Origin of the sequence: Paenibacillus sp. FSL W7-1332 (assembly GCF_037969785.1) — a bacterium.
Taxonomy (GTDB): domain Bacteria; phylum Bacillota; class Bacilli; order Paenibacillales; family Paenibacillaceae; genus Paenibacillus_AQ.
The window spans coordinates 2,346,699-2,372,480 of sequence record NZ_CP150209.1; the positions used below are offsets into that span (position 1 = coordinate 2,346,699).

At 50.5% G+C, this 25,782-nt stretch carries 22 protein-coding genes and 1 other annotated feature; of the genes, 17 read left to right on the top strand and 5 right to left on the bottom strand.

What is annotated here, in order from left to right:
• Window positions 1-234 precede the first annotated feature (234 nt).
• Complete coding sequence (gene acsA, locus MKX98_RS10260) at window positions 235-1,959, top strand: acetate--CoA ligase (RefSeq protein ID WP_339222875.1); 1,725 nt, start codon at window positions 235-237, stop codon at window positions 1,957-1,959.
• Between the two features lie 189 nt (window positions 1,960-2,148).
• Here acsA and MKX98_RS10265 read toward each other — a convergent pair whose 3' ends face one another.
• The gene (locus MKX98_RS10265) at window positions 2,149-5,256 is read right to left on the bottom strand and encodes a transglycosylase domain-containing protein (RefSeq protein WP_339222876.1); all 3,108 of its coding nucleotides are present in this window, start codon (window positions 5,254-5,256) and stop codon (window positions 2,149-2,151) included.
• Between the two features lie 144 nt (window positions 5,257-5,400).
• Window positions 5,401-5,659, top strand: a binding site (T-box leader).
• 51 nt (window positions 5,660-5,710) lie between these two features.
• Between MKX98_RS10265 and tyrS the strand changes: the two genes are divergently transcribed.
• Window positions 5,711-6,964 (top strand): tyrosine--tRNA ligase, encoded by a 1,254-nt coding sequence (gene tyrS / locus MKX98_RS10270; RefSeq protein WP_339222878.1) that lies wholly within the window; start codon window positions 5,711-5,713, stop codon window positions 6,962-6,964.
• 85 nt (window positions 6,965-7,049) lie between these two features.
• Here tyrS and rpsD read toward each other — a convergent pair whose 3' ends face one another.
• Window positions 7,050-7,652, bottom strand: coding sequence for a 30S ribosomal protein S4 (gene rpsD / locus MKX98_RS10275; RefSeq protein ID WP_071223680.1), 603 nt, complete (start codon window positions 7,650-7,652; stop codon window positions 7,050-7,052).
• Window positions 7,653-8,185: 533 nt separating this feature from the next.
• On the opposite strand from rpsD, the gene MKX98_RS10280 reads away from it, so the two are divergent.
• From MKX98_RS10280 to MKX98_RS10300, 5 genes are all read left to right on the top strand, one after another.
• Window positions 8,186-10,177: a sensor domain-containing diguanylate cyclase gene (locus MKX98_RS10280; protein ID WP_339222880.1), complete on the top strand. Its 1,992-nt coding sequence runs from the start codon at window positions 8,186-8,188 to the stop codon at window positions 10,175-10,177.
• A 103-nt stretch (window positions 10,178-10,280) separates the two neighbouring features.
• The gene (locus tag MKX98_RS10285; protein ID WP_339222882.1) at window positions 10,281-11,108 is read left to right on the top strand and encodes a hypothetical protein; all 828 of its coding nucleotides are present in this window, start codon (window positions 10,281-10,283) and stop codon (window positions 11,106-11,108) included.
• Between the two features lie 131 nt (window positions 11,109-11,239).
• A complete protein-coding gene (locus MKX98_RS10290) occupies window positions 11,240-12,355 on the top strand; it encodes an aminopeptidase (protein ID WP_339222884.1) in 1,116 nt (371 codons plus the stop codon).
• A gap of 95 nt (window positions 12,356-12,450) precedes the next feature.
• Complete coding sequence (locus MKX98_RS10295; protein WP_071223684.1) at window positions 12,451-12,696, top strand: HPr family phosphocarrier protein; 246 nt, start codon at window positions 12,451-12,453, stop codon at window positions 12,694-12,696.
• A gap of 150 nt (window positions 12,697-12,846) precedes the next feature.
• Window positions 12,847-13,134, top strand: a complete 288-nt coding sequence (locus MKX98_RS10300) for a YlaN family protein (protein WP_009589686.1) — start codon at window positions 12,847-12,849, stop codon at window positions 13,132-13,134.
• A gap of 126 nt (window positions 13,135-13,260) precedes the next feature.
• Here MKX98_RS10300 and cax read toward each other — a convergent pair whose 3' ends face one another.
• Window positions 13,261-14,334, bottom strand: coding sequence for a calcium/proton exchanger (gene cax, locus MKX98_RS10305; RefSeq protein ID WP_194541737.1), 1,074 nt, complete (start codon window positions 14,332-14,334; stop codon window positions 13,261-13,263).
• A gap of 187 nt (window positions 14,335-14,521) precedes the next feature.
• Between cax and MKX98_RS10310 the strand changes: the two genes are divergently transcribed.
• Window positions 14,522-14,908 (top strand): Asp23/Gls24 family envelope stress response protein, encoded by a 387-nt coding sequence (locus tag MKX98_RS10310; RefSeq protein ID WP_009589611.1) that lies wholly within the window; start codon window positions 14,522-14,524, stop codon window positions 14,906-14,908.
• A 53-nt stretch (window positions 14,909-14,961) separates the two neighbouring features.
• On the opposite strand, the gene ftsW is transcribed toward MKX98_RS10310, so the two are convergent.
• Both ftsW and MKX98_RS10320 read right to left on the bottom strand, forming a co-directional pair.
• Window positions 14,962-16,179, bottom strand: a complete 1,218-nt coding sequence (gene ftsW / locus MKX98_RS10315) for a putative lipid II flippase FtsW (protein ID WP_194541738.1) — start codon at window positions 16,177-16,179, stop codon at window positions 14,962-14,964.
• An 11-nt stretch (window positions 16,180-16,190) separates the two neighbouring features.
• Entirely contained in the window at window positions 16,191-16,538 is a 348-nt protein-coding gene (locus tag MKX98_RS10320) for a YugN family protein (protein WP_009589628.1), read from the bottom strand.
• A gap of 252 nt (window positions 16,539-16,790) precedes the next feature.
• Here MKX98_RS10320 and MKX98_RS10325 point away from each other — a divergent pair, with 252 nt between their 5' ends.
• From MKX98_RS10325 to MKX98_RS10365, 9 genes are all read left to right on the top strand, one after another.
• On the top strand, window positions 16,791-17,300 hold the full coding sequence (locus MKX98_RS10325; protein ID WP_220685994.1) for an NUDIX hydrolase: 510 nt from the start codon (window positions 16,791-16,793) through the stop codon (window positions 17,298-17,300).
• A gap of 33 nt (window positions 17,301-17,333) precedes the next feature.
• On the top strand, window positions 17,334-18,503 hold the full coding sequence (locus MKX98_RS10330) for a M20 family metallopeptidase (RefSeq protein WP_194541740.1): 1,170 nt from the start codon (window positions 17,334-17,336) through the stop codon (window positions 18,501-18,503).
• Between the two features lie 141 nt (window positions 18,504-18,644).
• A complete protein-coding gene (locus tag MKX98_RS10335) occupies window positions 18,645-20,429 on the top strand; it encodes a DNA repair helicase XPB (RefSeq protein ID WP_220685993.1) in 1,785 nt (594 codons plus the stop codon).
• Window positions 20,426-22,147, top strand: a complete 1,722-nt coding sequence (locus tag MKX98_RS10340; RefSeq protein ID WP_339222891.1) for a helicase-associated domain-containing protein — start codon at window positions 20,426-20,428, stop codon at window positions 22,145-22,147. Before MKX98_RS10335 ends, MKX98_RS10340 begins: the two co-directional genes overlap by 4 nt.
• A gap of 102 nt (window positions 22,148-22,249) precedes the next feature.
• Window positions 22,250-22,687 (top strand): YlbF family regulator, encoded by a 438-nt coding sequence (locus MKX98_RS10345; protein WP_071223946.1) that lies wholly within the window; start codon window positions 22,250-22,252, stop codon window positions 22,685-22,687.
• A gap of 47 nt (window positions 22,688-22,734) precedes the next feature.
• The gene (locus MKX98_RS10350; RefSeq protein ID WP_006209210.1) at window positions 22,735-22,998 is read left to right on the top strand and encodes a YlbG family protein; all 264 of its coding nucleotides are present in this window, start codon (window positions 22,735-22,737) and stop codon (window positions 22,996-22,998) included.
• A 408-nt stretch (window positions 22,999-23,406) separates the two neighbouring features.
• A complete protein-coding gene (locus MKX98_RS10355; RefSeq protein ID WP_071223691.1) occupies window positions 23,407-23,844 on the top strand; it encodes a hypothetical protein in 438 nt (145 codons plus the stop codon).
• A 117-nt stretch (window positions 23,845-23,961) separates the two neighbouring features.
• Complete coding sequence (locus tag MKX98_RS10360; protein WP_071223692.1) at window positions 23,962-24,867, top strand: selenium metabolism-associated LysR family transcriptional regulator; 906 nt, start codon at window positions 23,962-23,964, stop codon at window positions 24,865-24,867.
• A gap of 50 nt (window positions 24,868-24,917) precedes the next feature.
• Complete coding sequence (locus tag MKX98_RS10365; RefSeq protein WP_339222894.1) at window positions 24,918-25,772, top strand: PHP domain-containing protein; 855 nt, start codon at window positions 24,918-24,920, stop codon at window positions 25,770-25,772.
• Window positions 25,773-25,782 lie beyond the last annotated feature (10 nt).

The window sequence follows — 25,782 nt, forward strand, 5'->3', positions numbered from 1 at the left end:
AATGAAAAGCAATGACAGGCAAACGAGAGCTATGATATAATCTTTTCGACATAAAATCATCACATTTGTGTCGTACTTAACGATATGTTTCCTTGCGAATTCAGGGGTTAATGACTCGAAGACTGCGACAACGTGACGACCCACCGCAATGTGTAAAATGTATGTTTCATTCAATCATTTTGTAAGCGCTGTCCACTATGAGGAGACCGATTTGAGAATGAGGAGGATGTTATCATGAATCAAACGCATAGCGAAATATTGCCAAGTGAAGTTTCACATTCCAATATGAAGAGTTACGAGCAGGCACGCTCCGAGTTTTCATGGGACGAAATCGAGAGACATTTTACTTGGTATGAGACGGGCAAAGTGAATATGGCCTATGAAGCTATAGATCGTCATGTGGCAGAGGGGCGAGGAGATAAGGTAGCTCTCTTGTATAGTGACGCCAATCGTGAGGAATCTATTACTTACGCGCAGTTGAAAGAAAAATCCGACAAGTTCGGTAATGTACTCCGTAAATATGGTGTTAGCAAAGGTGATCGGGTCTTTATCTTTATGCCGCGCGGTCCTGAGCTCTATGCCGGTTTGCTGGGCATTCTGAAGGTTGGCGCCGTGGTCGGCCCATTGTTCGAGGCGTTTATGGAGACGGCTGTAAAGGATCGTCTGGAGGACAGTGGAGCGATTGCACTGATTACGACGCCTGCACTGTTGTCACGTGTGAAGCGAGACGAGTTGCCTGAACTGAAGCATATTTTTGTTGTGGGCGAGATTGAAGAGGAGGACCCGCGGCTAGTAAGCTACCACGAGGAAGTTGAAGCAGCATCAAGTGAGCTGGAGATTGAATGGCTTGAACGGGAAGATGGATTGATCATGCACTATACGTCAGGCTCTACCGGGAAACCGAAGGGCGTCTATCACGTGCAGAATGCCATGATTCAGCATTATTATACGGGCAAGGTTGTTTTGGATTTAAGGGAAGATGATATATATTGGTGCACGGCGGATCCGGGCTGGGTTACCGGTACGTCCTACGGCATTTTTGCACCGTGGTTGAACGGGGTTACCAATGTCATTCGCGGAGGCCGTTTCAGTCCGCAGGATTGGTACAGTACTTTGGTGAACAATAAGGTAACGGTATGGTACAGTGCTCCCACCGCCTTCCGCATGTTAATGGGTGCCGGCTCCGAGCTTATCGACCAATATGATCTGAGCCATGTACGGCATATTTTATCCGTTGGCGAGCCGCTTAATCCCGAGGTGGTGCGTTGGGGACACAAGGCTTACAAGCAGCGTATCCATGACACATGGTGGATGACAGAGACTGGCGGACAGTTGATCTGTAATTACCCGGGCATGGCGATCAAGCCAGGATCCATGGGGCGCCCGGTGCCGGGCATTACAGCGGCTATCCTGGACGATCAGGGGAAAGAAGTGGCTCCGTACACGATGGGGAATTTGGCAATCAAGACACCTTGGCCGTCCATGATGAGAAAAATTTGGAATAACGAGGCGAAGTATGAAGAATACTTCCGAATTCCGGGCTGGTACATTTCAGGTGATTCGGCATATATGGATGAAGAAGGATACTTCTGGTTCCAGGGCAGAATCGACGATGTGATTAATTCGTCCGGTGAGCGAATCGGACCGTTCGAAGTCGAGAGCAAGCTGGTTGAACATCCGGCTGTTGCTGAAGCAGGCGTGATCGGTAAGCCTGATGTAACCCGTGGCGAGATCATTAAAGCCTTTATCTCTTTACGCGAGGGGTATACACCTACTCAGGAGCTCAAGGATGAAATCTACCGATTTGTGAAGGAAGGACTCTCCGCCCATGCTGCGCCTCGTGAAATTGAGTTTAAGGATAAACTTCCGAAGACACGCTCCGGTAAGATTATGCGCCGCGTACTGAAAGCGTGGGAGCTGGATCTTCCGACAGGCGATCTGTCCACGATTGAAGATTAAAAGCGTGATCAAGACAGGGCTGACAATGAAGATGGTGACCACCATTTTCATTGTCAGTTTTTTTGAGACAGGCGCTTTTCCTTTTACCAAAAAAGATGAACTAGACTAGAAGTTTCTGCTTAAGCAAAAATAAAGCCAGCCCTTCCAACAGACGATCGCTGTAGAGGGGCTGGCTTTTAATATTTCTATCTATTTTTTCTCAAAATATACGGCCGGTGAAGCAGCAGATTCACCGATTGGATTTACGGCAGTTATTCTAAAGGTACCGCCGATTGGGTTACCAGAGGAGTAATAGAACTCCGTGCTCTTACTTGAGCCAAGAATCTGGTAATTGCCGTCACTATTTGGACTGATGTAGATGTTGTAGACCATAACCTCTTCCTCTGGAGCATTGCCGCTCCAGGTGGCCTGAAAGCCCTCAGGGGTAGCTACAAGGGTCGGCTGACCTGGTGCAGACGGTACGGTAGCAGCACCTTCATTCCCAAGTTCCAGGTCGATATTGGGATCTCCCTCAGTCAAGCCATCATCCGGATTATCGATGTCGTCATCCGGATTCGCATCGTTGTCGCCCGGTACTTCGAATCCAGGCGCTGTGCCGCCCACAATGGCGCTTGGCTCAGATACTTTGCCGGCAACGTCAACGGCGACAACGTAATAAGAAGTAAACATTCCGTCAGCTCCAAGTCCCGAGAAGACAAGACTCTCATCGCCAAGCACGACCTGCCCTTGATGTGTATACGGACTTCCGTTAACGGACTTAAAGAGCCGGTATCCGACAACATCAGGAGATCCGCTGGCATTAAAGCTGATCGAGCCGCTGCCCATCGAATAATGAACATTTTTCGGTGGAGTAGGGGCTTTGCCATCATCCGTTCTAGGGTCGAGCCTGCTTGGCATCCCTTTCTTCGCGTCCTGCGGCAGATAAGATTCCAGTGATCTCTTTTCACCTTTCATGACCTTCAGGGCGTTCTGCAGCTCTATAATCAGCTCATCAATGGGTTTCTCACGCTTGATTACGATTTGTTCTCTCAACATATCCAGAGGCGTTGCTTCATGTGGAATGTAATTTACACCCCGATAGGTGATATATTTCGCTTTTGCGATGCCATCATCGCTTTCGGTAGGCACAAACTTCACATTAAACAGATCCGTTACGAATCTGTCCGTTAAGGCGGTCGGCAGTTTGCCGCTGTACGCCGAAACCGTTTTGGAGGTTATGCCTTCAGGCTTCTCAAACGTTTTGGTTGGGAACAGATCCGGCTTAACGTCGGTTGCTTCGTTCATGATTCTTGCCCAAATGGCCTGTGCGTGCTTGCGCTGGTCTCCAACGAGCGTATTTTTTTGTTCTTTGTATCCGACCCATACGCCAAGCGTCACATCAGGTGAGTATCCCATGAACCAGACATCCCCGTAGTTCTGGGTAGATCCGGTTTTACCAACGACCGGAACCTCATTGAATTTCTTGTACGTGTCTCTGACCTTGCTGCCTGTTCCGTTCGTGATGACGGTTCGGAGCATATCCGTCATAAGATACGCTGTCTGCTCGGAGAACACCTGCTCCGGTTTTACTTCATGTTTATAGACAATATTGCCTTTGGAATCCACGATTTTCTCAATCATGAAAGCATCCGTGAATTTGCCTTGATTGCCGATGGAACTGTATGCATTGGTGAGTTCTTCTACTGTCACGCCGTAATGAAGCCCGCCGAGTACACCTGTTGAAGCGTTATAATCGTCTTCCTCCAAGGTAGTGATACCCAGCTTCTTGGAAAACTCCCAAGCCTTCTCGATTCCGACCGTGTTGTTAAACAGTTTGAGGGCCACCGTATTGGTCGAATCGTTCAATGCCTGTCGTGCCGTCATCAATCCTCTGTACCCGGTGTACGAGTTTTTGGGAATATGGAACACTTTGCTGTAGTCCTTTAAGATGATCGGTGAATCGTCCACCACGCTGGCAGGTTGAATCGCTCCCGAATCGAGTGCCGGTAAATAGGCGGCAATAGGTTTCATGGCAGATCCAGGTTGTCGTTTCATTTGTGTGGCGTAATTCATTTGTTCTGTGTTAAAATCCCTGCCCTCAATCATGCCGAGAATGGCGCCGGTTTTGTTGTCGATCATCATCGCGGCGGTTTGTTCCATTCCTTTTTCCTGGCTGTCAGGCAAGTAGTTGCTGTCATCCTCCGCGATGGAGCGCATGGTCTTGTATAATGTCCGGTCGATGGTGGTGTAAACACGGTAACCGCCGGTGCTGAGCTGGGCCCGGGAAGCATCCATCAGATCGGAGTTCGCTTGTGTGCCTTTTGCGTTCTCTTCCGCTTCCTCGCTCAGCTGCATCAGAATATTCGATGCTTGACGTTCTACTTCCATCATGAGATAAGGATAAGTCACATAGGCCTTCTGCGTGCGAGGAGCAAGCGATTTTTTGATATCGAATGCCTTGGCCTCTTCATATTCGGCTTGTGTTATTTTGCCTTCTTCCAGCATGCTTGCCAGCACGCGGTGTTGCCGGTTTACTGCCCGTTTAAATGCTTTCTCGTCAAATTCTCCTTTGCCGTTGAAGGCCGAGTAGGAGGATGGAAGCTGCGGCAGACCCGCCAAATATGCAGCTTGAGCCACGTTCAGATCATCCAGCTTGTTGATGTTGAATATTCCTTTTGCGGCAGCCTTGATCCCGAACAGCTGGTATCCGCTGGAACCATTCCCGTAAGGAACCTTGTTCAAGTAGGCTGTTAAAATTTGGTCTTTACTCAAAAAGCGTTCCATCCGCATGGCAAGCAGCATTTCTTTTACCTTGCGGTTATCGGTTTTGTCGCGACTTAAAAAAGTGAGCCTGGCCAGCTGTTGCGTCAACGTGCTGCCGCCGGTTTGAACCGGTTCGTTCAGGACGCGTTCTTTTACGGCGCGAGCGGTACCTTTTATGTCAACACCCTTATGTGTATAAAAACGGTTGTCTTCTATGGATACGACGGCATCCTTAACAAACTGGGGAATATCCTTGAATTCCACAGGTCGTCTGTCTTCTTCGGTTCTAAGCTGCCCGATCGGTGAGCCATCCGCGAAGTAGGCGAAGCCCGTTATGGCATTGTCGTTCACCGTATTCTCGATGAGAGCTCTGGATCTTACCGGCTCATTCTCAACAATAGAGGTCACGTAGCCAGCTACGGCTCCTCCGGCGAACAAAACGCCCATCAGACCCACCACAAAGAGCCATCCGATGACGGATCCGAGCACCCGCAGAAAGGACCGTTTACGCGGTTTCTTCTGTTTTTCAGGCTCTTGTTTTTTCTCCTCAACCATGAATGTATACTCCTCCTTTTAACGCACCTATTATAGCATAAATCGAAGGTTTTGAATCATGTGTCCCTATATAGCGTGTCCTTTTTTGAGGAAGATTGACTTTTTCGGAAAGCATATGATACAAATAATGCAAAGTTCATATCGTGAAAAGCTTTGAAGGACCCCAGTAGAAGGCGGAGCCTTTCGTTTCCAGAGAGTCGGTGGGTGGTGCAAACCGATAACGAGCCCCTTTGAATTACCGTCCGGAGCTGACCGGGGGAAAAGGAGCCGTACACCTGTGCGGCTGTTACAGTAGTCCGGTTCCGGGATGACAACCCGTTATGGCAATGAAGTGAGAATCCGTTCCTTGTGGTAACGGATTCTAATTAGGGTGGTAACGCGAGCGCTCCTACTCGTCCCTTGGGATGAGTAGGAGCTTTTTTGCGTTCATAAATAGAGGGAGGCTTGCGGAAACATGAAGTGGGATGGTATATCGAACGTTCAGCAGCAAGAGGTGGAACGGCAGATGGAGGTGATCTCCCGTGGAGCAGTGGAGATCATCCCGGAAGAAGCGATGAGGCAGAAGGTGATGAAATCGGTTGTAACCGGCGAGCCGCTGCGCGTGAAGCTGGGAATGGACCCGTCAGCGCCCGATCTTCACGTCGGGCATACCGTCGTGCTGCAGAAGCTGCGTCAGTTCCAGGAACTCGGACATGAAGTACAGCTCATCATTGGGGACTTTACCGGCAGAATCGGAGATCCGACAGGCAAATCCGATACGCGTAAGCAGCTGTCGGAAGAAGATGTTAGACGGCATGCGGAAACGTACAAAAAACAAATATACAAGGTATTGGATCCTGAAAAAACGAAGGTATATTACAACTCCGAGTGGCTTGCGCCGATGACTTTTGCCGATGTGGTCAGCTTATCGGCAAAGGTGACGGTGGCACGGATGCTCGAGCGCGATGATTTTACCAAACGGTATCAGAGCGGGCTTCCGATCAGCATCCATGAATTTTTTTACCCGTTGATGCAGGGGATGGATTCTGTGGCGCTTAAGACCGATGTCGAGCTTGGTGGGACGGATCAGAAGTTTAACTTGCTGATGGGACGCACCCTGCAGAAGGAGTATGGCTCAGAGCCTCAGGTTGCAATCACGATGCCGCTTATTGAAGGGCTCGACGGCGTACAGAAGATGAGTAAGAGCTTGGGCAATTACATCGGTATCGATGAAGAGCCGAATGAGATGTACGGTAAGTCCATGTCCGTTCCGGATGAGCTCATGCTCAAATACTTCAGCTTGGCCACGGATATGGCAAGTGAGGAGGTAACCAGCTTGGAGAAGGGGCTCCGGGACGGAGTTGTCCATCCCCGGGATGCCAAGATGAGTTTGGGGCACAGACTCGTTTGCATGTATCATGGGCGGGAGGCTGCGGATGCTGCACAGCAGCATTTTGTGACGGTATTCCAGCAGAAGGCACTTCCTGAAGACATTGAGGTTTACATGGTACCCGAAGGAGAATTGAAGGAAGGAAAGATTATGCTTATCAATCTACTGACACTGCTCGGTTTTGCCGCTTCCAATGGCGAGGCTAGACGGAGCATTCAGCAGGGGGCCGTAAAATGGAATGGGGAGAAATGCAGCGACATTTACGGTGAGATCGTGCCTCAGGATGGGGATGTGGTTCAAGTGGGCAGGCGTAAATTTGCCAGACTGAGGCTTTCTTAAGCTTATTGAACCTGAAGAGGATTCAATGAGACAGCAAAAACCCTGAAGGCCAAGGCCTTCAGGGTTTTTAGATTCCGAGTTCATCTTAACGGTTGTAGAATTCGACGATTTGTTTCTCATCGATATCTTGGGAAAGTTCGGAACGTTCTGGAAGACGGATGTATTTCCCTTCCATTGCTGCTTCATCAAATTCGAGGTAAGCTGGAAGATGTACACGGTTAGCCAAAGCTTCCTTGATGGAGGAAAGGCCGCGGCTTCTTTCACGAAGACCGATTACATCGCCAGTGCTTACAGCGTAAGAAGCGATATCGACTTTCTTGCCGTTCACAGTCACGTGACCGTGAGCTACCAATTGGCGAGCACCCGCACGGGAATTGCTGAAGCCAAGACGGTAAACCAGGTTGTCCAGACGGCTCTCAAGCAGGAACATAAAGTTCTCACCAGCGATACCTTTCATGCCAGTTGCTTTGTTAAACAGGGTTTTAAATTGCTTCTCGCCCAAGCCGTACATATGACGCAGCTTTTGCTTTTCTTGAAGCTGCATACCATAGTTGCTGACTTTTCTCCGTTGGTTAGGACCATGCTGACCTGGAGGGAAAGGGCGTTTAGCCAATTCTTTACCTGTACCGCTCAGGGAGATTCCCAGACGACGGCTTAATTTAAATTTAGGACCGGTGTAACGTGCCATGTTATATAGACTCCTTTTTAATTAAAGTTTCATTAGGGCTCTATTTGCGCCGTATTTGTTTGCTCTACCGAAATCGCCGGAAGATCTGCCAGGAAAGTTCAGCCGCTGTCCTGTCAGTAACAAATAACGTGAGGGTGACACAACCCGCCCAAATTCATGGAATGCATTGCATTCTTACTCAACAATAAATATTATATGAAGTAATGATATAAAGTCAAGTTCAACCTGCAACTTACTATAACTTGGATTTTGTCTAATTTTGTCGATAGGTCCATGGACCTAAAAATATTGTGAAAAACGCATAAATTTTAATGCAAAAATGGGTAGAAAAGAGTAAGATGATATTGGATTAAGTAGTCTCATTTATCTAGTTACATATTGTAACATCTATCTGGTGTTTATGCAGCACCCTCCCAACATGTTGAACAGCTGGGTTACCGCCATTCATGCGGCAGCCAAATGGATCCTTACATTATGAATCGGAACGCCAGTCTTGGATAGGCCTTTTATAATGGTGCAAAGGAGCGCCCAATATGTCAGAAGATCAACGGAAAGTGTATGAAAGCTCTCCCGGCTCTGCAGTTATGTTTCATGATGCCGAGCCAATTCCTGGAAACGAGCCTTGCTTTTGGCTTCAGAGCTTGGATATTACACCTCATGATTTCCCTTATATTCAGCCTCTCATATCAGACAGCTATCTGGAGTGGCTAAGAGAAAGCGCAGGCACACAGGCGATGAAGAAATTCAGCTGGGCCCTTCTTTCTCATGAGGGAGCTTGGCTGACAGGGGCTTCCGATATAACGGAATACCTTAATGTAAGTGAAGATGAGACATTATCGCTTGCTTTGAACACCAAGGAAGCGGCGCAAGGAATGGGAAAGGGTTCGTTTGAGGGAAGCGTGCTGTGCGCTGTCCCGCTCTTCACTCGCATTCATGGTGATGTATTTGCGGTGATGGTCAGTGTTTCCTCACAGGCAATGGAGCCGGAACAATCACTTATGCTGACAGAAACATACGCCTTATTGTTTCGTTCCTGCTTCTATCGGAAGCTGGAGTACGTGTTTGCTGATGATCTGGAGAAAGTCCACACCCAAGCTGAGCGTGAGGTGCACAGGCGTTCCATCATGTTTCAGTATGTCAAACGGATGCATATCCAGATTGATGTGGACAGCGTGCTGGTGGAGGCTATCGACAGTGTCCTGGCGCTGTATCCCAAGGCCAAAGTCGAATTGTTTATGTCTCAGGACCATGAGAGTGGACATCCGCTTGTACGTCCTCTGCTGCTTCATCATTGGCAGAAAGAGGTTTATGTGCGGACATTTATGGAGGGTACCCTCACGATTGATGAACATGAGGAATCCGATTCGATCGTGGAAATCGGGATTCCCATGGGAGGCAAGCAGGGCGTTTATGGCGTACTCCATGTGGAAGTGGACAAGTCCGAGCTGCCCGATATGGATCTGGAGCTGCTCGGGATGATGGCCGACGCTGCCGGCACCGCGTTTGAGAATGCCAAATTGTACGAGCAGTCCAATCTGATGATTCATGAGCTCCGTATGATTAATGAACTGACACAGCGGTTGAACAAAAGCCTGCATTTGGCGGAGATATTTCAGTTTGCCAACCATGAGCTGCTAAAGATTCTTGAAGCCGATTACTGCTGCATTTTGATTTATAACGAGGAGCTTGGCGGTCTTGAAGTGGTATCCTGCAACGCCGAGTGGCTTGCCAAGGAGGTCTTTGAGAAGGATTATGGTTTGGGCGGCCTAGTCTATCATTCGAAGGAGCCCCTCATCCTGTCAGACTATCACGAAGAACGTCCGGCGGAATCCAGGCTTATGGAGAGCACCCATTCCAGCTCGATGATTGCTACTCCGCTAACCGTTAACGGTGAGGTACGGGGCGTTGTTCTTCTCACCCATGCGAAGCCGCATTATTTTTCCTATGACAGCTATCGGCTGCTTCAAGCTCTGACCAGCCATATTGGTCTGGCTATCGGCAATGCTTTTCTGCATGCGGAAGTGAGGAGAATGGCTAACCGGGATATGCTGACTGAACTGTATGCGAGACATTATCTTGACGAAATGATCCATGAATGTCAGAACCGTGATTTTTGCGGTTCTCTCATCGTTGTGGATATCGATGAATTCAAGCAGGTCAATGATACGTTCGGTCACCAGCGGGGGGACAAAATTCTGAAGCAGGTCAGCAGCATCGTGAAGACAACGATACGGCACAGCGATATTCCAGCCCGCTGGGGCGGTGAAGAGCTTGCCGTGTATTTGCCGGGACTCGGCATTCAACAGGCAATGCAGGTCGCCGAACGGATTCGCATAAGGGTATCGGAAGAGACCGATCCCCGCGTAACGGTGTCCTGCGGAATTTCCGAATGGAACTGGACCAATGACAAGATCAGCGTAGAGTCTCTCTTCTATCGAGCGGATATGGCCCTTTACGAAGCGAAGAATGGCGGCCGCAACCGGATTGTCGTGGAGAGGGCGGAAGCTGAAATCGGACTGGATTAAAAACCCTGCAGCTATTTAGTGGCTGCAGGGTTTTTTCTGTAATCTGCATAATGTAAGGGGCCGCGGATAGCCTAAGAGCAAGATCAACGAGAGGCTGATGATTATGAGAATGAGAAGATCACGGAGCGTCATCGGAATGGTTTTGTTTGTCTTTTGCCTAACCGGATGTGCCTGGCAGGAGCAGTTGTCTGCCGAAGAGTCGTTTAACCGTGCCCTGTCGGGGCTGTCGGGCGTTGATAATTTTTCTTTTCGGGGAGAAGCAGCGATTCGGACCGGAGAAAACGGACCGTTTCAGCAAAGTTTGGCATTTGAAGGCAATCTGCAGCATCATACGGATTTGACACTATCATCAAGGGACAAAGGGACAACAATACAGAAGAATAAGGTATCAGCGGATTCGGTATATAAATCTGATGGACTTACAGTGGCACTGAAGCGCAAAGAAGGCAAGTGGAGCACGCTGTCATCGGAACATGCCGAAGAAATGTGGATCACCCGCTTGAATCCGCTGGAACTGCTGGAGTATATCGGAAAGTCGGAGAAGACGGTGACCCAGGAACTGGGGGCGGCAAGAGGAACCAAGGTGCTGCGCATCGAGCTGTCACCCGAGGCGGCAGCCAATATGGTCTATGGATCGCTGGATGAGCAGATGAAGGCGCTGGCTGCGCGGATCGAACGCAAAGGGGATCCGCTGTATAGTGCAGATCCTAAGGTTCGTAAACGACTGAAGGCCGTCTGGCAGCGTGACTATAATGAAATGAAGAACATGCTCAGCAAGGCGGATGCCGTTTCGGTCTCTCATGTAACGATTAACAACAAAAAACAGCTTCCTACCAAACTGACTATGGAACGAACGTTGTTTTTTGTTGACGAGCAGGGCAGAACTCGCACGGAAACGCTGCTGTCCGATGTTACTTTTACCGGTTATTGAAGGATCAGCCATGAAAATTTTTTTAACGATGAACGCTGACTTCGAGTTGGTTGCATGCTACAATAATTTATAAATTTACCGCTGTTCAATTCATATGTAGGGGAACAGTCATCATAAGGAGGATATGACATATGCGTGATCCCAGAATTCAAAAACTGGCTCAAAATCTCGTGAACTATTCGGTAGATATGCAGCCAGGCGAAAATGTGCTCATTGAAATGATCGGATCGGAGCGCGATCTGCTGAATGCCATCATTGAGGAGGTTTCGAATCAAGGCGGCCGTCCGTTCGTGCAATTGACAGATCGCACGGTTCAACGGGCCATGCTGAAGAAAGCAAACAAGGAGCAGCTTGAGCTGTGGGCTGAGCTGGATCTTGAGCGCATGAAGAAAATGGATTGTTACATCGGTATCCGCGCAGGCGAGAACGTCAACGATATGGCTGACGTGCCTGAGGAAAACATGAAGCTGTACAATGCGCTTTACTCGCATCCCGTACATAGCGAAGAGCGTGTCAAGCGTACGAAATGGGTGGTTCTCCGCTATCCGAACGCCAGCATGGCGCAGCTTGCCAACACCAGCACGGAGGCGTTTGAGGATTTCTACTTCGATGTGTGCAATCTGGACTATTCCAAAATGGACCGCGCGCAGGATCCTTTGGCCGAGCTGATGAGGAATACCGACAAGGTTCGCATCGTGGGACCGGGAACGGACCTCAGCTTCTCGATCAAGAACATCGGCGCGGAGAAATGCTCCGGCCAGAAAAACATTCCGGATGGCGAGGTATACACAGCGCCTGTTCGTGATTCGGTTAACGGAACGATCGCTTACAATACACCGACTCTTTACAATGGCGTCACCTTCGAAAATATTAAATTCCGCTTTGAAAACGGAAAAATCGTCGAAGCAACAGGCAGCGACACGAAGCGGCTGAACGAGATCCTTGATGCGGACGAAGGTGCAAGATATATCGGCGAGTTTGCCATCGGCTTCAACCCGTACATTTTGACACCGATGAAAGATATTCTGTTTGACGAGAAAATCGCAGGTAGCCTGCATTTTACGCCAGGTCAAGCATATGATGTAACAGACAACGGCAATCGTTCCTCGATTCACTGGGATCTCGTGCTGATCCAGCGTCCGGAGTACGGCGGCGGGGAAATCTACTTTGATGACCGTCTCATTCGCAAGGATGGTATATTTGTTATTCCAGAACTGGCAGCGTTAAATCCGGAAAATCTTAAATAGATTGGAAAAAATGTTGCATAAGAAAACGGATTCAATGTATCATGAAGGTGCAGTGATGAGCTTTATTCAGATCCTAAAGTTACGGAGGGATTCGTATGTCCAATAACAATCAATCTATCGTAGAAATTTCACAAACCGCCAGCCAGTTCTCATCCTCCATCGTTTTACAGGCGGAGAACAAGTACATTGATGTTAAGAGCATCTTGGGTCTGTTCACAACGCTTGTCAACAGCCAAAGCTATGAATTGCATGTACATGGACCTGATGCTGATGCAGCTAAAAAGGCAATGATCGACGTATTCACCAAGCATGGTTTGAATGTATCCGTCGTGGCTGAATAACAGTCGCCAAAAACACCCTTCCATAGAATGGAAGGGTGTTTTTTCGTAGAGAAAGGGTCTATTTTGTTCAGGTCCTTGTATTGAGAAACGATTTCGACTAATATTAAAGATAGTAACTGTGCTGTGATTTTTGACATAGGGGGGAAGATCATGACTTCATCTGATTTACAGGAACAGCTGAATCTCAAAGCGATCAGTCTTCTACATGAAGATGCAGATAAAATCCTAAAGCTTATTGAAGTACAGATGGAGAATCTGGCGACCCGTTATTGCCCTCTCTATGAGGAAGTGCTGGATACCCAAATGTACGGTTTTTCAAAAGAGGTTGATTTCGCGGTGCGGGCCGGGCTTCTTCCGGAAAGTACGGGAAAGCAGCTGATCAGCAAGCTTGAACGCAATCTGGCGGTCCTGTACGAAGCCATGAATCAATCCAAATAGCCTGTACTCGTACAGGCGCATACATAGAGAAACGCATGTCGCACTCAGGCGGCATGCGTTTTTTTCTTGTGGATAGGATGGCATCGCACGACGTATGCAGCTGTGCGGGCGGACCGTTTCCTACGCTTAGACGAGGAAGAACGAGACGCCCAGTATGACGTATACGGCGAGCAGCAGAAGGCCTTCATACCAGTTGGATGCACCGTCCTGCGTTATGGATCTGGCAATGAATACGGCGACGCCGATGGCGACCAGCTCCAGCGTGGTGAACACGAGATCCATCGTATCTCCGAGAAAGAAGCTTATAAACACAAGCACGGGAGCAACGAACAGGGCGATCTGCAGGCTGCTGCCAACGGCAATTTCAACGGCGGCGCCGATTTTGTTCTTCATCGCCAGCATGATAGCTGCACTATGTTCGGCGGCATTACCGATAATCGCTACCAAGAAGGCCCCGATAAACAGCTCGCTGAGGCCATACTCGTGACTGATAGGCTCAAGGACCCCGACAAGCCATTCGCTGACAAACGCGACCATGACGGTGGCGACGACAAGATACAGAATCGAGCGTTTCTTGGACCAGGTGGGGCCGTGCTCGTGCGGCAGCGCATCCTGGTCGTGATCGTCGCTGACATCCGCCAAATAATTTTTGTGGGTAATCATTGAGAATCCAAGCCATGCGATGTAGGACACGATAAGAATTCCCGCTACAATGAGGCTGAGCGTCTTGGTTTCACTCTCCGTAATGGAGTGGGTATTCAGAAAGACCGCAGGGATGAACAGCGCGATAATGGCCAGCGTCATCAGGGATCCGTTCAGACCTGCCAGCGTCACATTGTATTTTTGGATTTTAAACTTGAGGCCCCCGGCAAACAGGCTGAGCCCGAGAACGAGCAGCAAGTTGCCGATAATGGAGCCGGTGATGCTTGCCTTCACCATATCGTACAAGCCTTCCTTGATCAGCAGGATGGCGATGATCAGCTCTGCCGCGTTACCGAAGGTGGCGTTGAGGAATCCCCCGAGTCGTTGACCCGCGTAATGCGCAACGCTTTCGGTTGCTTTGCCTAGAAAACCGGCGACAAAAATAACCGAGATCGAAGACAAAATGAATTGGAGCGTGAAGTTCCAGTTCGCAAAGTGTCCCAGCGCGCTCAGTAAAAAAGTGAAGATGAGAAGCGCGGGATTTAGCCATTTTTTCATAACCGACACCTACCTTATGGTTTATGTACTGATGAGTTCTTGCGATTGGAAACGACGATTCTCGCATCGCTTTCTACAATATACCCAAATTTTTCGAAAAATTATCCCTGTTTTCTGAAGGGAGCATTTGCTTTTTGGGTCCGTTACGATTTACAATAACGGATAATGAGGTGAAGGAGGATATGGCATGACGGAACAACTTCAACTGGATAACGGTTTGATTCGAATATCGGATGATGTCGTCTCGAAAATTGCCGGATTGGCTGCCTTGGAAACCCCAGGTATTGCAGCCATGTCCGGTGGATTGTCCGAGGGCTGGGCTAAGAGACTAAGCGGCAAAAATGTGCAAAAGGGTGTTACCGTGGAAGTAGGTCAGCTGGAAGCGGCGATCGACCTGCGGATTATCGTGCTCTATGAGACACCAATACATGAAGTGTGCCGCATGCTTCAACAGAATGTCCGCGAAGCTGTCGAGAGCATGACAGGGCTTCGAGTGGTTGAGGTCAACGTGAAGGTCGAAGGCGTAGCGTTTAAAGACGATGAAATCGACGATATTCAGCTTCGAGCCAAATAAGACGACCATAGGGGATCGTGCCCCGCTAATGATGAAAAAAATCGAAAAAAAGACTACCGGATTGCCCGGTAGTCTTTTTTAATTACGGATTTAACCTGCTCCTCTTTCATCGGACGGTTGCTGTCCCTGGATATGCTAAGCACGATTCCCATACTCAGCATCATGACCAGCAGCGAGGATCCGCCATAACTGATGAACGGGAGGGTAACGCCCGTTATCGGGATGGTATTGGTCACCCCGCCGATATTGATGAAGGCCTGAATGGCGATCAGTCCCATGATGCCGACGCCGGTCAAGGTACCGAAGGGATCCGAACAGCGTAGCGAAACAATGATCCCTCGCAGGATAAAATATAAGTAGAGCAGGAGGAATATCGCGGTTCCGATAAAACCGAATTCTTCGCCGATGACCGAAAAGATAAAGTCGTTGTAAGGATTCGGCAGATAATGCAGCTTCTGCACGCTCTCCCCGTAACCGGCTCCGGTGACACCGCCCTGGCCGATGGCGATCAGCGATTGAACCAAATTGTAGCCCGTGTCCGACTCATCGTGGAACGGGTCCATGAAAGCCTCGATCCGGCCCATCTTATAGTTCTTGGAAGCCTCTTCCTGATCTCCGCCGGAGTTAAAGAGCGATCCGACTCCCAGTGTGAGCACCAGGCCAAGCGCAACAAGCGAGATACATCCGAGGATATGCTTGAGGCTGGCGCCGCCGGCATAGATCAGCAGTCCGCTGGTAGCCACGAGGATGAAACAGGAGCCCAGGTCCGGCTGAAGCATGATCAGTCCCGCTACGATCCCTACAATAATGAGTACGGGGAAGAAACCGCCCTTCCATTGACGGATTCGTTCCCCTTTTTTGGTGATCAACGCTGCCAGATAGACAATGGTCGCTATTTTGGCCAGTTCTGTCGGCTGGATGCCGAATTTCCCCAGGTTAAACCAGCTTGTGGCTCCGTTGGTTGCGGAACCGATGATCACCACAAGAATCAGCAGCATCAAGGTTAGAAAAAACACCGGTATGAATAGCTTTTTGTACTTTTTATAGTTGATGTTCATGGCAACAAACATAACCAACGTGCCAAGGACGGCAAACGCGACTTGCCGCTTCGTAAAATGCAGCGGATCGTTATTGAATTTTTCATTGAAAACGGCCAAGCTGGAGCTGGAACTGAACACCATGATCAGTCCGAATCCCACCAACAGCAAGGTAAGGATCAGCAGTTGAAAATCAGGCGTCCCTCTCTTCGGCTGAGGTTTGGTCGTATTCATAATGTTCGACCTTACGCTTCCAGAAGAGCTTTGAGCTCTTGAAGCTTCTTGGTGGCCACATTCATAACGGGCTGTGGAGCCATGGATTCATACTCGAGTCCGTGCGGGAACGTGGCTTTACCCAGGTATACCGCTTCGATTTTGAGGATGGTGTCCGGTTTTTCGAGCTTGCCTTCAACAGCGCGGGTGTTGATGCGCAGAAAGTATTCAGCCTGATTTTTTTTATCTTCGATTTTCAAGTCATATGTAGCGCGGTAGTATTCCCACTGCCAACGAATGAAGCCTACTTTCTCGGCACATTCATCGAGGTAAGCTAAATCGCTGTGCAATCCGTCCAAGCCTGTATTTTCGAAAATCATGTGGTCGTAACCCCCTTAATAGTCCTTGCAAAGTTCTTTAATATGATAGTATGTTTCAGGAACTTGTGCAAGCCTGTACCGCCCGTCACGCTTCAATTGAGACCTTTTATCCAGATGAGTTTTTGATAACGACAGGCATTCTTCTTTTCTGCTAAAATAAAAGCAAGTGAAAACGCTGTGAAATGTACGCTTTCCATTCCGGTGGTTATATATTCATAGGACTTCAATTCAAGCGAAGGGTGGATATGGCCGATGAACCGCGTCGTTTACCGCACGGATTATTATGTAGTGGAAGAGAACGGGCAGAAGGAAATTGTCGTGATCGACCGGATTCCGGAATCGGCAGCGGTTGTGGCCGTTTATCAAGGGTGTCTGCTCTTGGTATGCCAGCACCGGGAAGCGGTGGATGAGATCACTTGGGAGCTTCCTGGCGGAACGGTGAGACCCGGTGAGGAACGGAAGCTTGCCGTGAAGCGGGAGCTTGAGGAAGAGGCAGGTGTACTGTGCAAGGACTTGTCCTACATGGGCAGCGCTTATCCGATGGCTTCTCTAGCCAACCGGAACGTTCATTTTTATTTCACCGACGATTTGAAGGTGTCCGTTAGCCACGAGTCGAATCAAGATGAGGACGAAGATGTTAGAGCTATGTGGGTCCCGCTCAGGGATGTGTATCGCAAGATGAAGGAAAGCGGCCGAATGGATGCCATGGTTGGGCACGGGCTGCTGCTGAGCAAGCTTCACGGATTTCTTGCGATCGATTGAGCCGCATATAGCGGGGAAGGATGATGGAACTTGATGAAGGAAGCATTTTGGGAACAATGGTATCCACGGATGGTGGAATGGCGGCGTCATTTACATATGCACCCGGAACTTTCGTTCCAGGAGAAGGAAACTTCGACATTTATAGCAACCCGGCTGCAGGAGCTTGGTCTGGAGGTCAAGACAGGCGTAGGCGGTCATGGAGTGATAGGAATTCTAAGAGGAGATAAACCCGGCAAGACCGTTGTGCTGCGCTCCGACATGGATGCGCTGCCGATTGAAGACGGCAAGAGCTGCGAGTACAAATCGCGGGTGCAAGGAGCGATGCATGCTTGCGGGCATGACGGGCATGCATCCATGCTGCTGGGGGCTGCGGCTTACTACAGCACGTACCCGGAAGAAGTTCAGGGCGAGATTCGTTTCATGTTTCAACCGGCGGAGGAAGTCTGCCCCGGCGGTGCGGTAGAGATGATCAAGGATGGAGCGCTTGACGGAGCCGACGTTGTCTATGGTCTCCACTTATGGACGCCGTTTCCAGTAGGAACCGCAGCGAGCGCGCCAGGTCCGCTGATGGCTGCGGCGGATGAGTTTTTCATTGATATTACGGGGCGCGGGGGACACGGCGGTATGCCGCATGTGACAGCCGATGCCCTGGTAGCGGGAGCAGCGCTGGTCATGCAGCTTCAAACCATTGTAAGCCGCACGGTAGATCCGCTGCAGCCTGCCGTGGTTACGGTAGGAACGATGCAAGCCGGAACGGCGCAAAACGTCATTGCTTCCTCTTGCCGGATTACGGGAACGGTACGCACCTTTGACGAACCTACCCGGACGCTAATACGGGAGCGGATCGAGCATATGACCCGGACGGTTTCGGAAACCTACGGCACGAAAGCAGCGGTTCGATATCTCGTCGGTTATCCACCCTTGGTGAATGATGAGACCGAAACCGCTCGCTTCTTCCGTACGGCCCCTAAGGTATTCGAAGCGGATCAGGTCAAGGTGTCACCCAAACTGATGCCGGCAGAGGATTTTGCATACTACTTGAAGGAAATTCCGGGCTGCTTCATTTTCGTTGGAGCCGGTAACCCGGATAAGGCGGCAATCTATCCGCATCACCATCCGATGTTCGACTTTGATGAAGATGCCATGCGTTATGGGGCGAAGCTGCTGGTCGAGATGGTGTCGAGCTATCAGAACGGGGACTAGACTTTAAGAAAATCGCAATCATCGCGCATGAACGCTCGTAATTTGGAAATCCTATAGATCATAGGGGAAGTTCAGATCCATGGACATGGATGTGGGCTTCTTTTTTTTTAAGATGACCAAACGTTACGAGGAGGGAATAGGGTGCATAACAAGCCATGCATCGTCCAGCGGGATCGGACCATATTGCTTGAAACCGCTCATGCGGATGCTGAGATCGCACGCGTACAACTGGCCCAGTATGCGGATTTGATCAAAAGTCCTTCGTCTTTTCATACATATCGCCTCACCCCGTTATCCTTATGGAACGCCGCTGCCGGGGGAATGACGGCTGAGGCAATTTGTTCGAGCCTTCGGTCGCTGTCACGATGGGATGTGCCGGCAGCTCTGCTCGAAGAGGTTTGCCAGCTTGTTGGGCGTTACGGACAGCTGTCGCTGCTCCCGCATCCCACGCTTGACAGCTCATTGCTGCTATCTAGTCATGAGGAAGCCTTGATGCAGGAGCTGATATCCCATCGCTCCCTGAAGGAAATCGGCGTTCGATTGATTTCGCCGAAGGAAGCAGAAGTGCCTTCAGACCGACGTGGCCTATTGAAGCAGGAGCTGACCCGGCTCGGCTATCCTGTGCTGGACCACGCGGGATATATGGACGGGCAATATCTGAACATTCTTTGGCGTGGTGAAAAATCGGACAGTGGGGGTCTTGAAGACTCCAACGGCGGATCCAACGATCAGCGCTTTCAGCTCCGCGACTATCAGCGGAAGGCTGCCGATTCCTTCAGGGATGTCGGCGGTGAAGGCGGCAACGGGGTCCTTGTCCTGCCTTGCGGTGCCGGGAAAACGGTCATTGGCATCGCTGCGATGCGCGATCTGCAGTGCGAGACTCTGATCCTCACTTCCAACACAACGTCTGTACGGCAGTGGATCGCCGAGCTGCTGCAGAAAACCTCGCTGTCCGCGGAGGAGATCGGTGAATACTCCGGTCAGCGCAAAGAGGTGAGGCCGGTAACGGTCGCCACCTATCACATCCTGACCCACCGACAAGGCAAGGGGGATGAACAGCAGCATATGAAGCTGTTTAATGAACGCCGCTGGGGCTTAATCATCTATGATGAGGTTCATCTTCTTCCGGCACCGGTATTCCGTGCGACGGCTGATATTCAAGCGACCCGCAGGCTCGGACTGACCGCCACCCTGGTTCGAGAGGATGGAAGGGAGCATGACGTGTTCTCGCTGATCGGCCCCAAACGATATGAAATGCCGTGGAAAAGGCTGGAGGAGCAGGGCTGGATTGCTTCGGTGGACTGTACGGAGATTAAGGTGCCGCTGCCGGATGAAATCAGAGCAGCCTGCGAGACGGCGGGCAAAAGGGATCAGTATCGGCTGGCTGCCGAAAATCCGTCCAAGCTCCGCGTGATTCGGCAGCTCGTGAATTTCCACAAGGATGCACAGACGCTGATTATTGGGCAATACCTGGATCAGCTTCATGCCATTGCCGAGGAGCTGCAGGCCCCTCTCATTACGGGGCAGATGACGCAGGATCAGCGCAATGAATGGTATAAGGCTTTCCGGGAAGGAACCGTCCGTGTACTTGTCGTTTCGAAAGTGGCTAACTTCGCCGTTGACCTGCCCGATGCCTCCGTGGCGATCGAGGTTTCGGGAAGTTACGGCTCAAGGCAGGAGGAGGCGCAGCGTCTCGGACGCTTGCTGCGGCCGAAGCAGGGGGAGAACCGGGCTTATTTTTATGCATTGGTAACGGAGGAGAGCCGGGAGGAGATGTTTGCGGTCCGGCGTCAGCTGTTCCTGATTGAGCAGGGGTATGAATATCACGCGATTCAAGCGAAGCACCCAGCCTTCCTTGACATGTCATCGATGCGGCATAGGCATCGCCTGCAGATTCCTGACGGGAAGGAGGCCTCGTGGAGATGATGGAACAGCAGGACGTGGCGGATGCCATAAGCTTAGATCGGCTTCTTCCGAAGGAGCGGTCGGTCCTTCATCATATCTGGAGCCGTTTTGCCGGGCAGCGATTTGATGACGACAAACTTCGCTCGCTGCGCGTTCGGCGCTTGAGCGGCGTGGAAGTGCAGCTCGCCTTCTTATCCTTGAGGCAGCAGCGATGGGTTCAAGCGGTGAAGCAGGGCTGGGGCGAGAGGATGTATTTCATCCCTTTTGATAAGCTTCAGATTCTCCAGGAGGCCTTTGGCGATCACAAGGCGGGTTCCGTTCCCGCAGCTGCCGTGAAGCTCCAGCAGGAGGGAAGAAGCGGGATAGCAGTCGATATGTTCAACGTTCTCGTATATGTCGCTAAGAACCGAGTGGCTGTGACTGCTAAAGGGGTTCTGCATAAAAAATTTATTCAGAAGCTGGGGAGCGTGGTGGAATTATCGCCATCCGATGTTGAGGGGCTTGCACTTCAATATGATCACGCTGATGTTTACCCACCACATATTGCGGTTGTATTGGATTTGCTGTTTTCGTTTGATCTGGTCGCCCTGGAGCAAGGGGAGCTTAGACTGAACATGACCGCATTGCGCCATTGGCTTGCACTCACGCGCGAAGCGATGGACCGATTGGTTCTGTTGCGCATGATGGAACGCTATGCTCCGAGTTTGGCCGAGTATCAGCATTTCACATGGCGGATTTGTCACTCATCACGGATCGGTGGGATGTGGTACTATGCTCAGCACACATTGGCATATGGCGAGGAGCCCCAGAACTTGGAGCCAAGTAGCGGAAAGGAATTGTCCGCGGAGGACGCAGCTTCATGGCTCCGTTTATTAACCGGCTGCGGTTACACCGATCTTGGCATGGATCACGATGGCCAATTCCTGTTCCGGTGGCGTATGGATCCCTGCTCCTTGCTGAGTGGAAGCAGCCAGGATAACACCGGATCTTCGGGGCTGTTTATCCAGCCGGATTTTGACATATTGATTCCGCCTGACGCGTCTTACACGGTCAAGTTTACGGCTGCCCTGTGCACGGAGCGCATCTCGGATGACGTAATGACGGTCTATCGTCTGACCAGGGATTCGGTGGCTCAGGCGGCGACGGCAGGAATGGGGCTGGAAGCGATCACGGCATTTTTTACGGAGTATGCTGCGGCGGGAATTCCGGAGAACGTGCATGCTGCCTTATGTCAGTGGGGCAAAGAGCTTGAAAGAACGGGTAAGGATGAGCTTTCACGATTTATCGGCGCAGCTCCGAAAGATAAAGCGGTACCCGGGGCCTGTGATGAAGAAGATAACCGTTACGTCATGCCGGGTTATCCTGGCAGCCCATCCAGCAGTTTGATTCGCCCTGCGCGCAGCGAGCTTGCTCTTGAATTGGACCACAGCCTTCCGGATATAACGTCAATCGTTCCGGATTTGAACCGGATTCCCATCATGTGGACACGGGATTGGCGCTCTTATCACGGTTCGACGGCCAAGCAAATGATGGAGCAGGCGCTTGAATTGTCAGCTAAATTAGAGATTGCGGTCGATGGCAGCCGGATGGAGTTTATTCCATTTCAGCTTGAGCGGCAGCCATGGAAAATTTCGGGAGCGTTATACGATCCGGACTCCGAATCTGATTCCGAAATGACGGAAACCGTGGTGCAGTTAGGCGAAGGGGAATGGAAGGAAATGCGGCTTGTGATTCCGTAAAAGCGTATGAATTCCCCCTTCTTAAGATACGAGCGTTATGCTATGATGAAAGAGTCCACAAACAAAGCGTGGGCCAAACTAATAGAAAAGCGGGATGAGTTCATGAGCGTATCGGAAATAAATACGGTCGATATGGCCGAGGTGCTCACCTATGCCTATGAAATAGGCGACATGATTAATGCTTCCGTCGAAGTGGCGGATTATCTATATTGGAAGCAGGCAGTTGAGGGTGATCCTATGATTCAGGCTTTAATCAAAAAGCTTGAGTCCAAGAAAGAGCTGTTTGAAGAGACCCAGCGGTTCGGTCACTTTCACCCGAATTACCATTCGGCAAAGGATGAAGTAGCCGCGGTGGAAGCGGAGCTTGAGGCTTTCGAGCCTGTAGCCCGGTTCAAGCAGGCGGAGAAGAATCTGGACGATCTGCTGCATTCGATGTCGGAGAAGATTGCTTTTTCGGTTTCGGAGAGCATCAAGGTTCCGGGCAACGATCCTCTTCCCAAGAAGGGTTGCGGCAGCGGCGGAGCTTGTTCGTGCGGATAATAGGCAAAGACTAGAGATAGAGACGAAAGCGAGGCGAGGAGCTTAGGATGTTGGCTGAACGGACCGGTTTTATTATATGGGTCAGCGATGTGAAGGCAGCAAGGAATTTGGAGAAATACGGCAGTGTGCACTATATATCACGCCGCATGCATTATGTTGTCATGTACGTCAATGCTGACCGCGCCGAGGAAACAATGAAGAACATCCGGAGATTGTCCTACGTTCGTAAGATCGAGCGCTCCTACCGGAATGAGATTAAGACGGAGTACAGCAGCAAAGGACCGGATAAAGCGAAGTTTTACGGACCTTAGCATGATGTGCCTGATCGTGAATCTAACGCAAATCGCATAAGTTAGCGAGAAGAGCGTAAAGCGGCCCCCGTAGGGCCGCTTTTTTTAAACTATCGGTAAGTATAAAGTTGGAGCGTGGGCATGGCTTTATAAAGTTTATTATGGATTGATGACGATAGATTGGCATAATTCGGAATCTTGTTTGATAAAATAGTATAAGTAAGGTACAATTTACATTTTAATCAAACCCATCATTCCATTCGGGCGTCAGCGCCCCAACGCACAGGATACAACTAGAGATATTTCTAAATTTTCGGTGATTGTTCACAAGAAGCGAGGTTTCAATCTTGTGAATGCCAGTGGAATGATGTAATATGTTGGGTATATATACATAGATACAAAGACCCATTTGGTGGAGAGTGATATTCCATGCGCGACAAAGGGACTGAGCGGTGGAGCACCTATGAGCCGTTTTATATTACGTTAAATGATAAAAAGGTCGCCGACATCGTCATTACCAATCATGCCAAGAGCCGTTATACGGACCGGGTTCAAGGTAACGACACGTCCCATGAGGAAATCGGGACATGGATGTGGGAGTGCCTGAAGCAGGACCGGATCGTGCCGTATTACCGCAACGAGCAGGATGTCTATCTGATTGACGACGACCTCGTTGTTGTGGCGGAGTTCTCGGAGCTGGAGCATGAACGTGATCTGATTGGCAACCCGCTGCATCGGATGATTATTGTAACTTTTTTGGGACGTATGTCAGAAACCATTGAGCTTCGAGACCTGAAGTCTTATTACTCATGGCTTCGCCATTCACGTCGCATGACACTGATTAAGAACAGCCGTAAACGTAAATAAAGAATTAGAGTTTTCATATGGCATGCGAGCGTAAGCGCGGATGTCTTTTTTGTATGCTCCGCCGCGATCCGTTACAATGATAAATACAAAAGCGGCAGCGAGAGGGGAACCGATGTTATGAACTTTCATCAGCTACATATTTTTTACACGGTAGCAGAGCGCGGGAGTTTTTCCGCTGCTGCCCAGGCGCTTCATATGAGCCAGCCTGCTGTGACGATGCAGGTACAATCGCTCGAGGAGTATTTTGGAACAAAGCTCCTCATTCGTTCCACCAAGCGCATGGAATTGTCCGAAGCCGGGAGGACGCTGCTTCCTTTTGCCCGCAAGAGCCTGGAGCTGTCGCAGGAAACGGACGCGGCGATGGCGGCTTTCTCTAATAAGCTTCAGGGAAGGCTGCAGCTGGGGGCAAGCCTGACCATCGGGGAATACGTGCTGCCCCGATTGCTGGGGCCCTTCGGCCGGGAGTATCCGGATATATCCATTATGCTGAAAGTGATGAACACCACGCAGATCCTCGAGGAAATCGCCGGCCATCAACTGAATTTCGGGCTGATTGAGGCACCTGTGGAGCATCCGGATATGGTTCTCGATTCGGTCATGGAGGATGAGTTGAAACTGATCGTTCCTTCCGGCCATCCTTTAGCAATAAGGAAAGATGCGATATATTTGGAGGATGTGCTGAAGTATCCGTTTGTGCTTCGCGAGAAGGGGTCTGGCACACGGAAGGTGATGGAGGATGTGCTGCTTATGCGGGGGTATGATCCCGAAAGCATCCAAACGGTCATGGAGCTTGGGAGTACGGGAGCGGTGAAATCGGCGGTAGAGGAAGGGCTCGGCATTACGATGCTGTCGACCTCAACGGTCAAGCATGAAACCGCGCTCGGTTTAGTCAAAATGATTGATATTGCGGATGCTTCGTTTAAACGGAATTTTTATTCCATTCAGTTGCGGTCCGCGCTGCTGCCGATGTCGGCGATGACGTTTTTGGCCTATTTAAAGGAACGTCAGCAAAACCAGCGATAAAGCACACCCGAACTTACAACGAAAGGGGATTGATTGACATAGATAAATCGATGAATCGGACAGGCTGCGACCTTCATTCCCACACCCAGGCTTCGGACGGGATGAACACACCTTCGGAGAACGTGCAGCTTGCTTTCGGGCGGGGACTTGGGGCTCTAGCTATAACGGACCATGACACGGTGGCCGGTGTCGAGGAGGCGCTGCAAGCCGGAGAACGCCTTAACATGATCGTGGTCCCTGGCGTAGAAATCAGCACCATGGCAGGCGGGACGGATATTCACGTCCTGGGCTATTACATAGATTACCAGGACCCCGTGTTTCTGGAGCGGCTGGCAGAGCTCCGTCGTACGAGGGGGGAGCGCAATGAGAAGATCATGGCGAAGCTGAGAGGACTAGGCATCGAGCTGACGATGGAGGAAGTGATCGGAGGCTTGGGGCGGCCGCTGGAACCCGATGAGAGCATCGGCCGCCCGCATATTGCGGATGCGCTGGTTCTTAAGGGTCATGCCCTCGATCTAAGGGATGCCTTTGACCGGTATCTCTCACAGGGCGCAGCTGCATATGTGCCGCAGCCGCGGATTCATCCCAAGGAAGCCTGCGAATGGATACGCGAAGCCGGGGGCGTGCCGGTGCTTGCGCACCCTGGACTCTACGGCGATGATGCATTGGTGAGAGCGGTCATTGAAGAGGCTGCTTTCAAGGGGATTGAAGTCTATCATTCGGACCATGGGGCAGCAGAGGAGAAACGGTATTTGGCGATGGCCGAGGCATACGGTTTGATTGTGACCGCCGGATCCGATTACCATGGCGAGAGGCAGGGCCAGGTGTTCCATGGGGATATCGGCAGCCGCCAGGTATCCATCCAGGTGTTGGATGAGCTTCAACAGGCGCGGGCAAGGAGCTAAGATCGACAAC

What these genes read in the sequence shown, in the direction of transcription:
- acsA (WP_339222875.1), top strand. Translation starts at nt 235, where the DNA reads ATGAATCAAACGCATAGCGAAATATTGCCAAGTGAAGTTTCACATTCC.
- MKX98_RS10265 (WP_339222876.1), bottom strand. Translation starts at nt 5,256, where the DNA reads ATGGTTGAGGAGAAAAAACAAGAGCCTGAAAAACAGAAGAAACCGCGT.
- tyrS (WP_339222878.1), top strand. Translation starts at nt 5,711, where the DNA reads ATGAAGTGGGATGGTATATCGAACGTTCAGCAGCAAGAGGTGGAACGG.
- rpsD (WP_071223680.1), bottom strand. Translation starts at nt 7,652, where the DNA reads ATGGCACGTTACACCGGTCCTAAATTTAAATTAAGCCGTCGTCTGGGA.
- MKX98_RS10280 (WP_339222880.1), top strand. Translation starts at nt 8,186, where the DNA reads ATGTCAGAAGATCAACGGAAAGTGTATGAAAGCTCTCCCGGCTCTGCA.
- MKX98_RS10285 (WP_339222882.1), top strand. Translation starts at nt 10,281, where the DNA reads ATGAGAATGAGAAGATCACGGAGCGTCATCGGAATGGTTTTGTTTGTC.
- MKX98_RS10290 (WP_339222884.1), top strand. Translation starts at nt 11,240, where the DNA reads ATGCGTGATCCCAGAATTCAAAAACTGGCTCAAAATCTCGTGAACTAT.
- MKX98_RS10295 (WP_071223684.1), top strand. Translation starts at nt 12,451, where the DNA reads ATGTCCAATAACAATCAATCTATCGTAGAAATTTCACAAACCGCCAGC.
- MKX98_RS10300 (WP_009589686.1), top strand. Translation starts at nt 12,847, where the DNA reads ATGACTTCATCTGATTTACAGGAACAGCTGAATCTCAAAGCGATCAGT.
- cax (WP_194541737.1), bottom strand. Translation starts at nt 14,334, where the DNA reads ATGAAAAAATGGCTAAATCCCGCGCTTCTCATCTTCACTTTTTTACTG.
- MKX98_RS10310 (WP_009589611.1), top strand. Translation starts at nt 14,522, where the DNA reads ATGACGGAACAACTTCAACTGGATAACGGTTTGATTCGAATATCGGAT.
- ftsW (WP_194541738.1), bottom strand. Translation starts at nt 16,179, where the DNA reads ATGAATACGACCAAACCTCAGCCGAAGAGAGGGACGCCTGATTTTCAA.
- MKX98_RS10320 (WP_009589628.1), bottom strand. Translation starts at nt 16,538, where the DNA reads ATGATTTTCGAAAATACAGGCTTGGACGGATTGCACAGCGATTTAGCT.
- MKX98_RS10325 (WP_220685994.1), top strand. Translation starts at nt 16,791, where the DNA reads ATGAACCGCGTCGTTTACCGCACGGATTATTATGTAGTGGAAGAGAAC.
- MKX98_RS10330 (WP_194541740.1), top strand. Translation starts at nt 17,334, where the DNA reads ATGAAGGAAGCATTTTGGGAACAATGGTATCCACGGATGGTGGAATGG.
- MKX98_RS10340 (WP_339222891.1), top strand. Translation starts at nt 20,426, where the DNA reads ATGATGGAACAGCAGGACGTGGCGGATGCCATAAGCTTAGATCGGCTT.
- MKX98_RS10345 (WP_071223946.1), top strand. Translation starts at nt 22,250, where the DNA reads ATGAGCGTATCGGAAATAAATACGGTCGATATGGCCGAGGTGCTCACC.
- MKX98_RS10350 (WP_006209210.1), top strand. Translation starts at nt 22,735, where the DNA reads ATGTTGGCTGAACGGACCGGTTTTATTATATGGGTCAGCGATGTGAAG.
- MKX98_RS10355 (WP_071223691.1), top strand. Translation starts at nt 23,407, where the DNA reads ATGCGCGACAAAGGGACTGAGCGGTGGAGCACCTATGAGCCGTTTTAT.
- MKX98_RS10360 (WP_071223692.1), top strand. Translation starts at nt 23,962, where the DNA reads ATGAACTTTCATCAGCTACATATTTTTTACACGGTAGCAGAGCGCGGG.
- MKX98_RS10365 (WP_339222894.1), top strand. Translation starts at nt 24,918, where the DNA reads ATGAATCGGACAGGCTGCGACCTTCATTCCCACACCCAGGCTTCGGAC.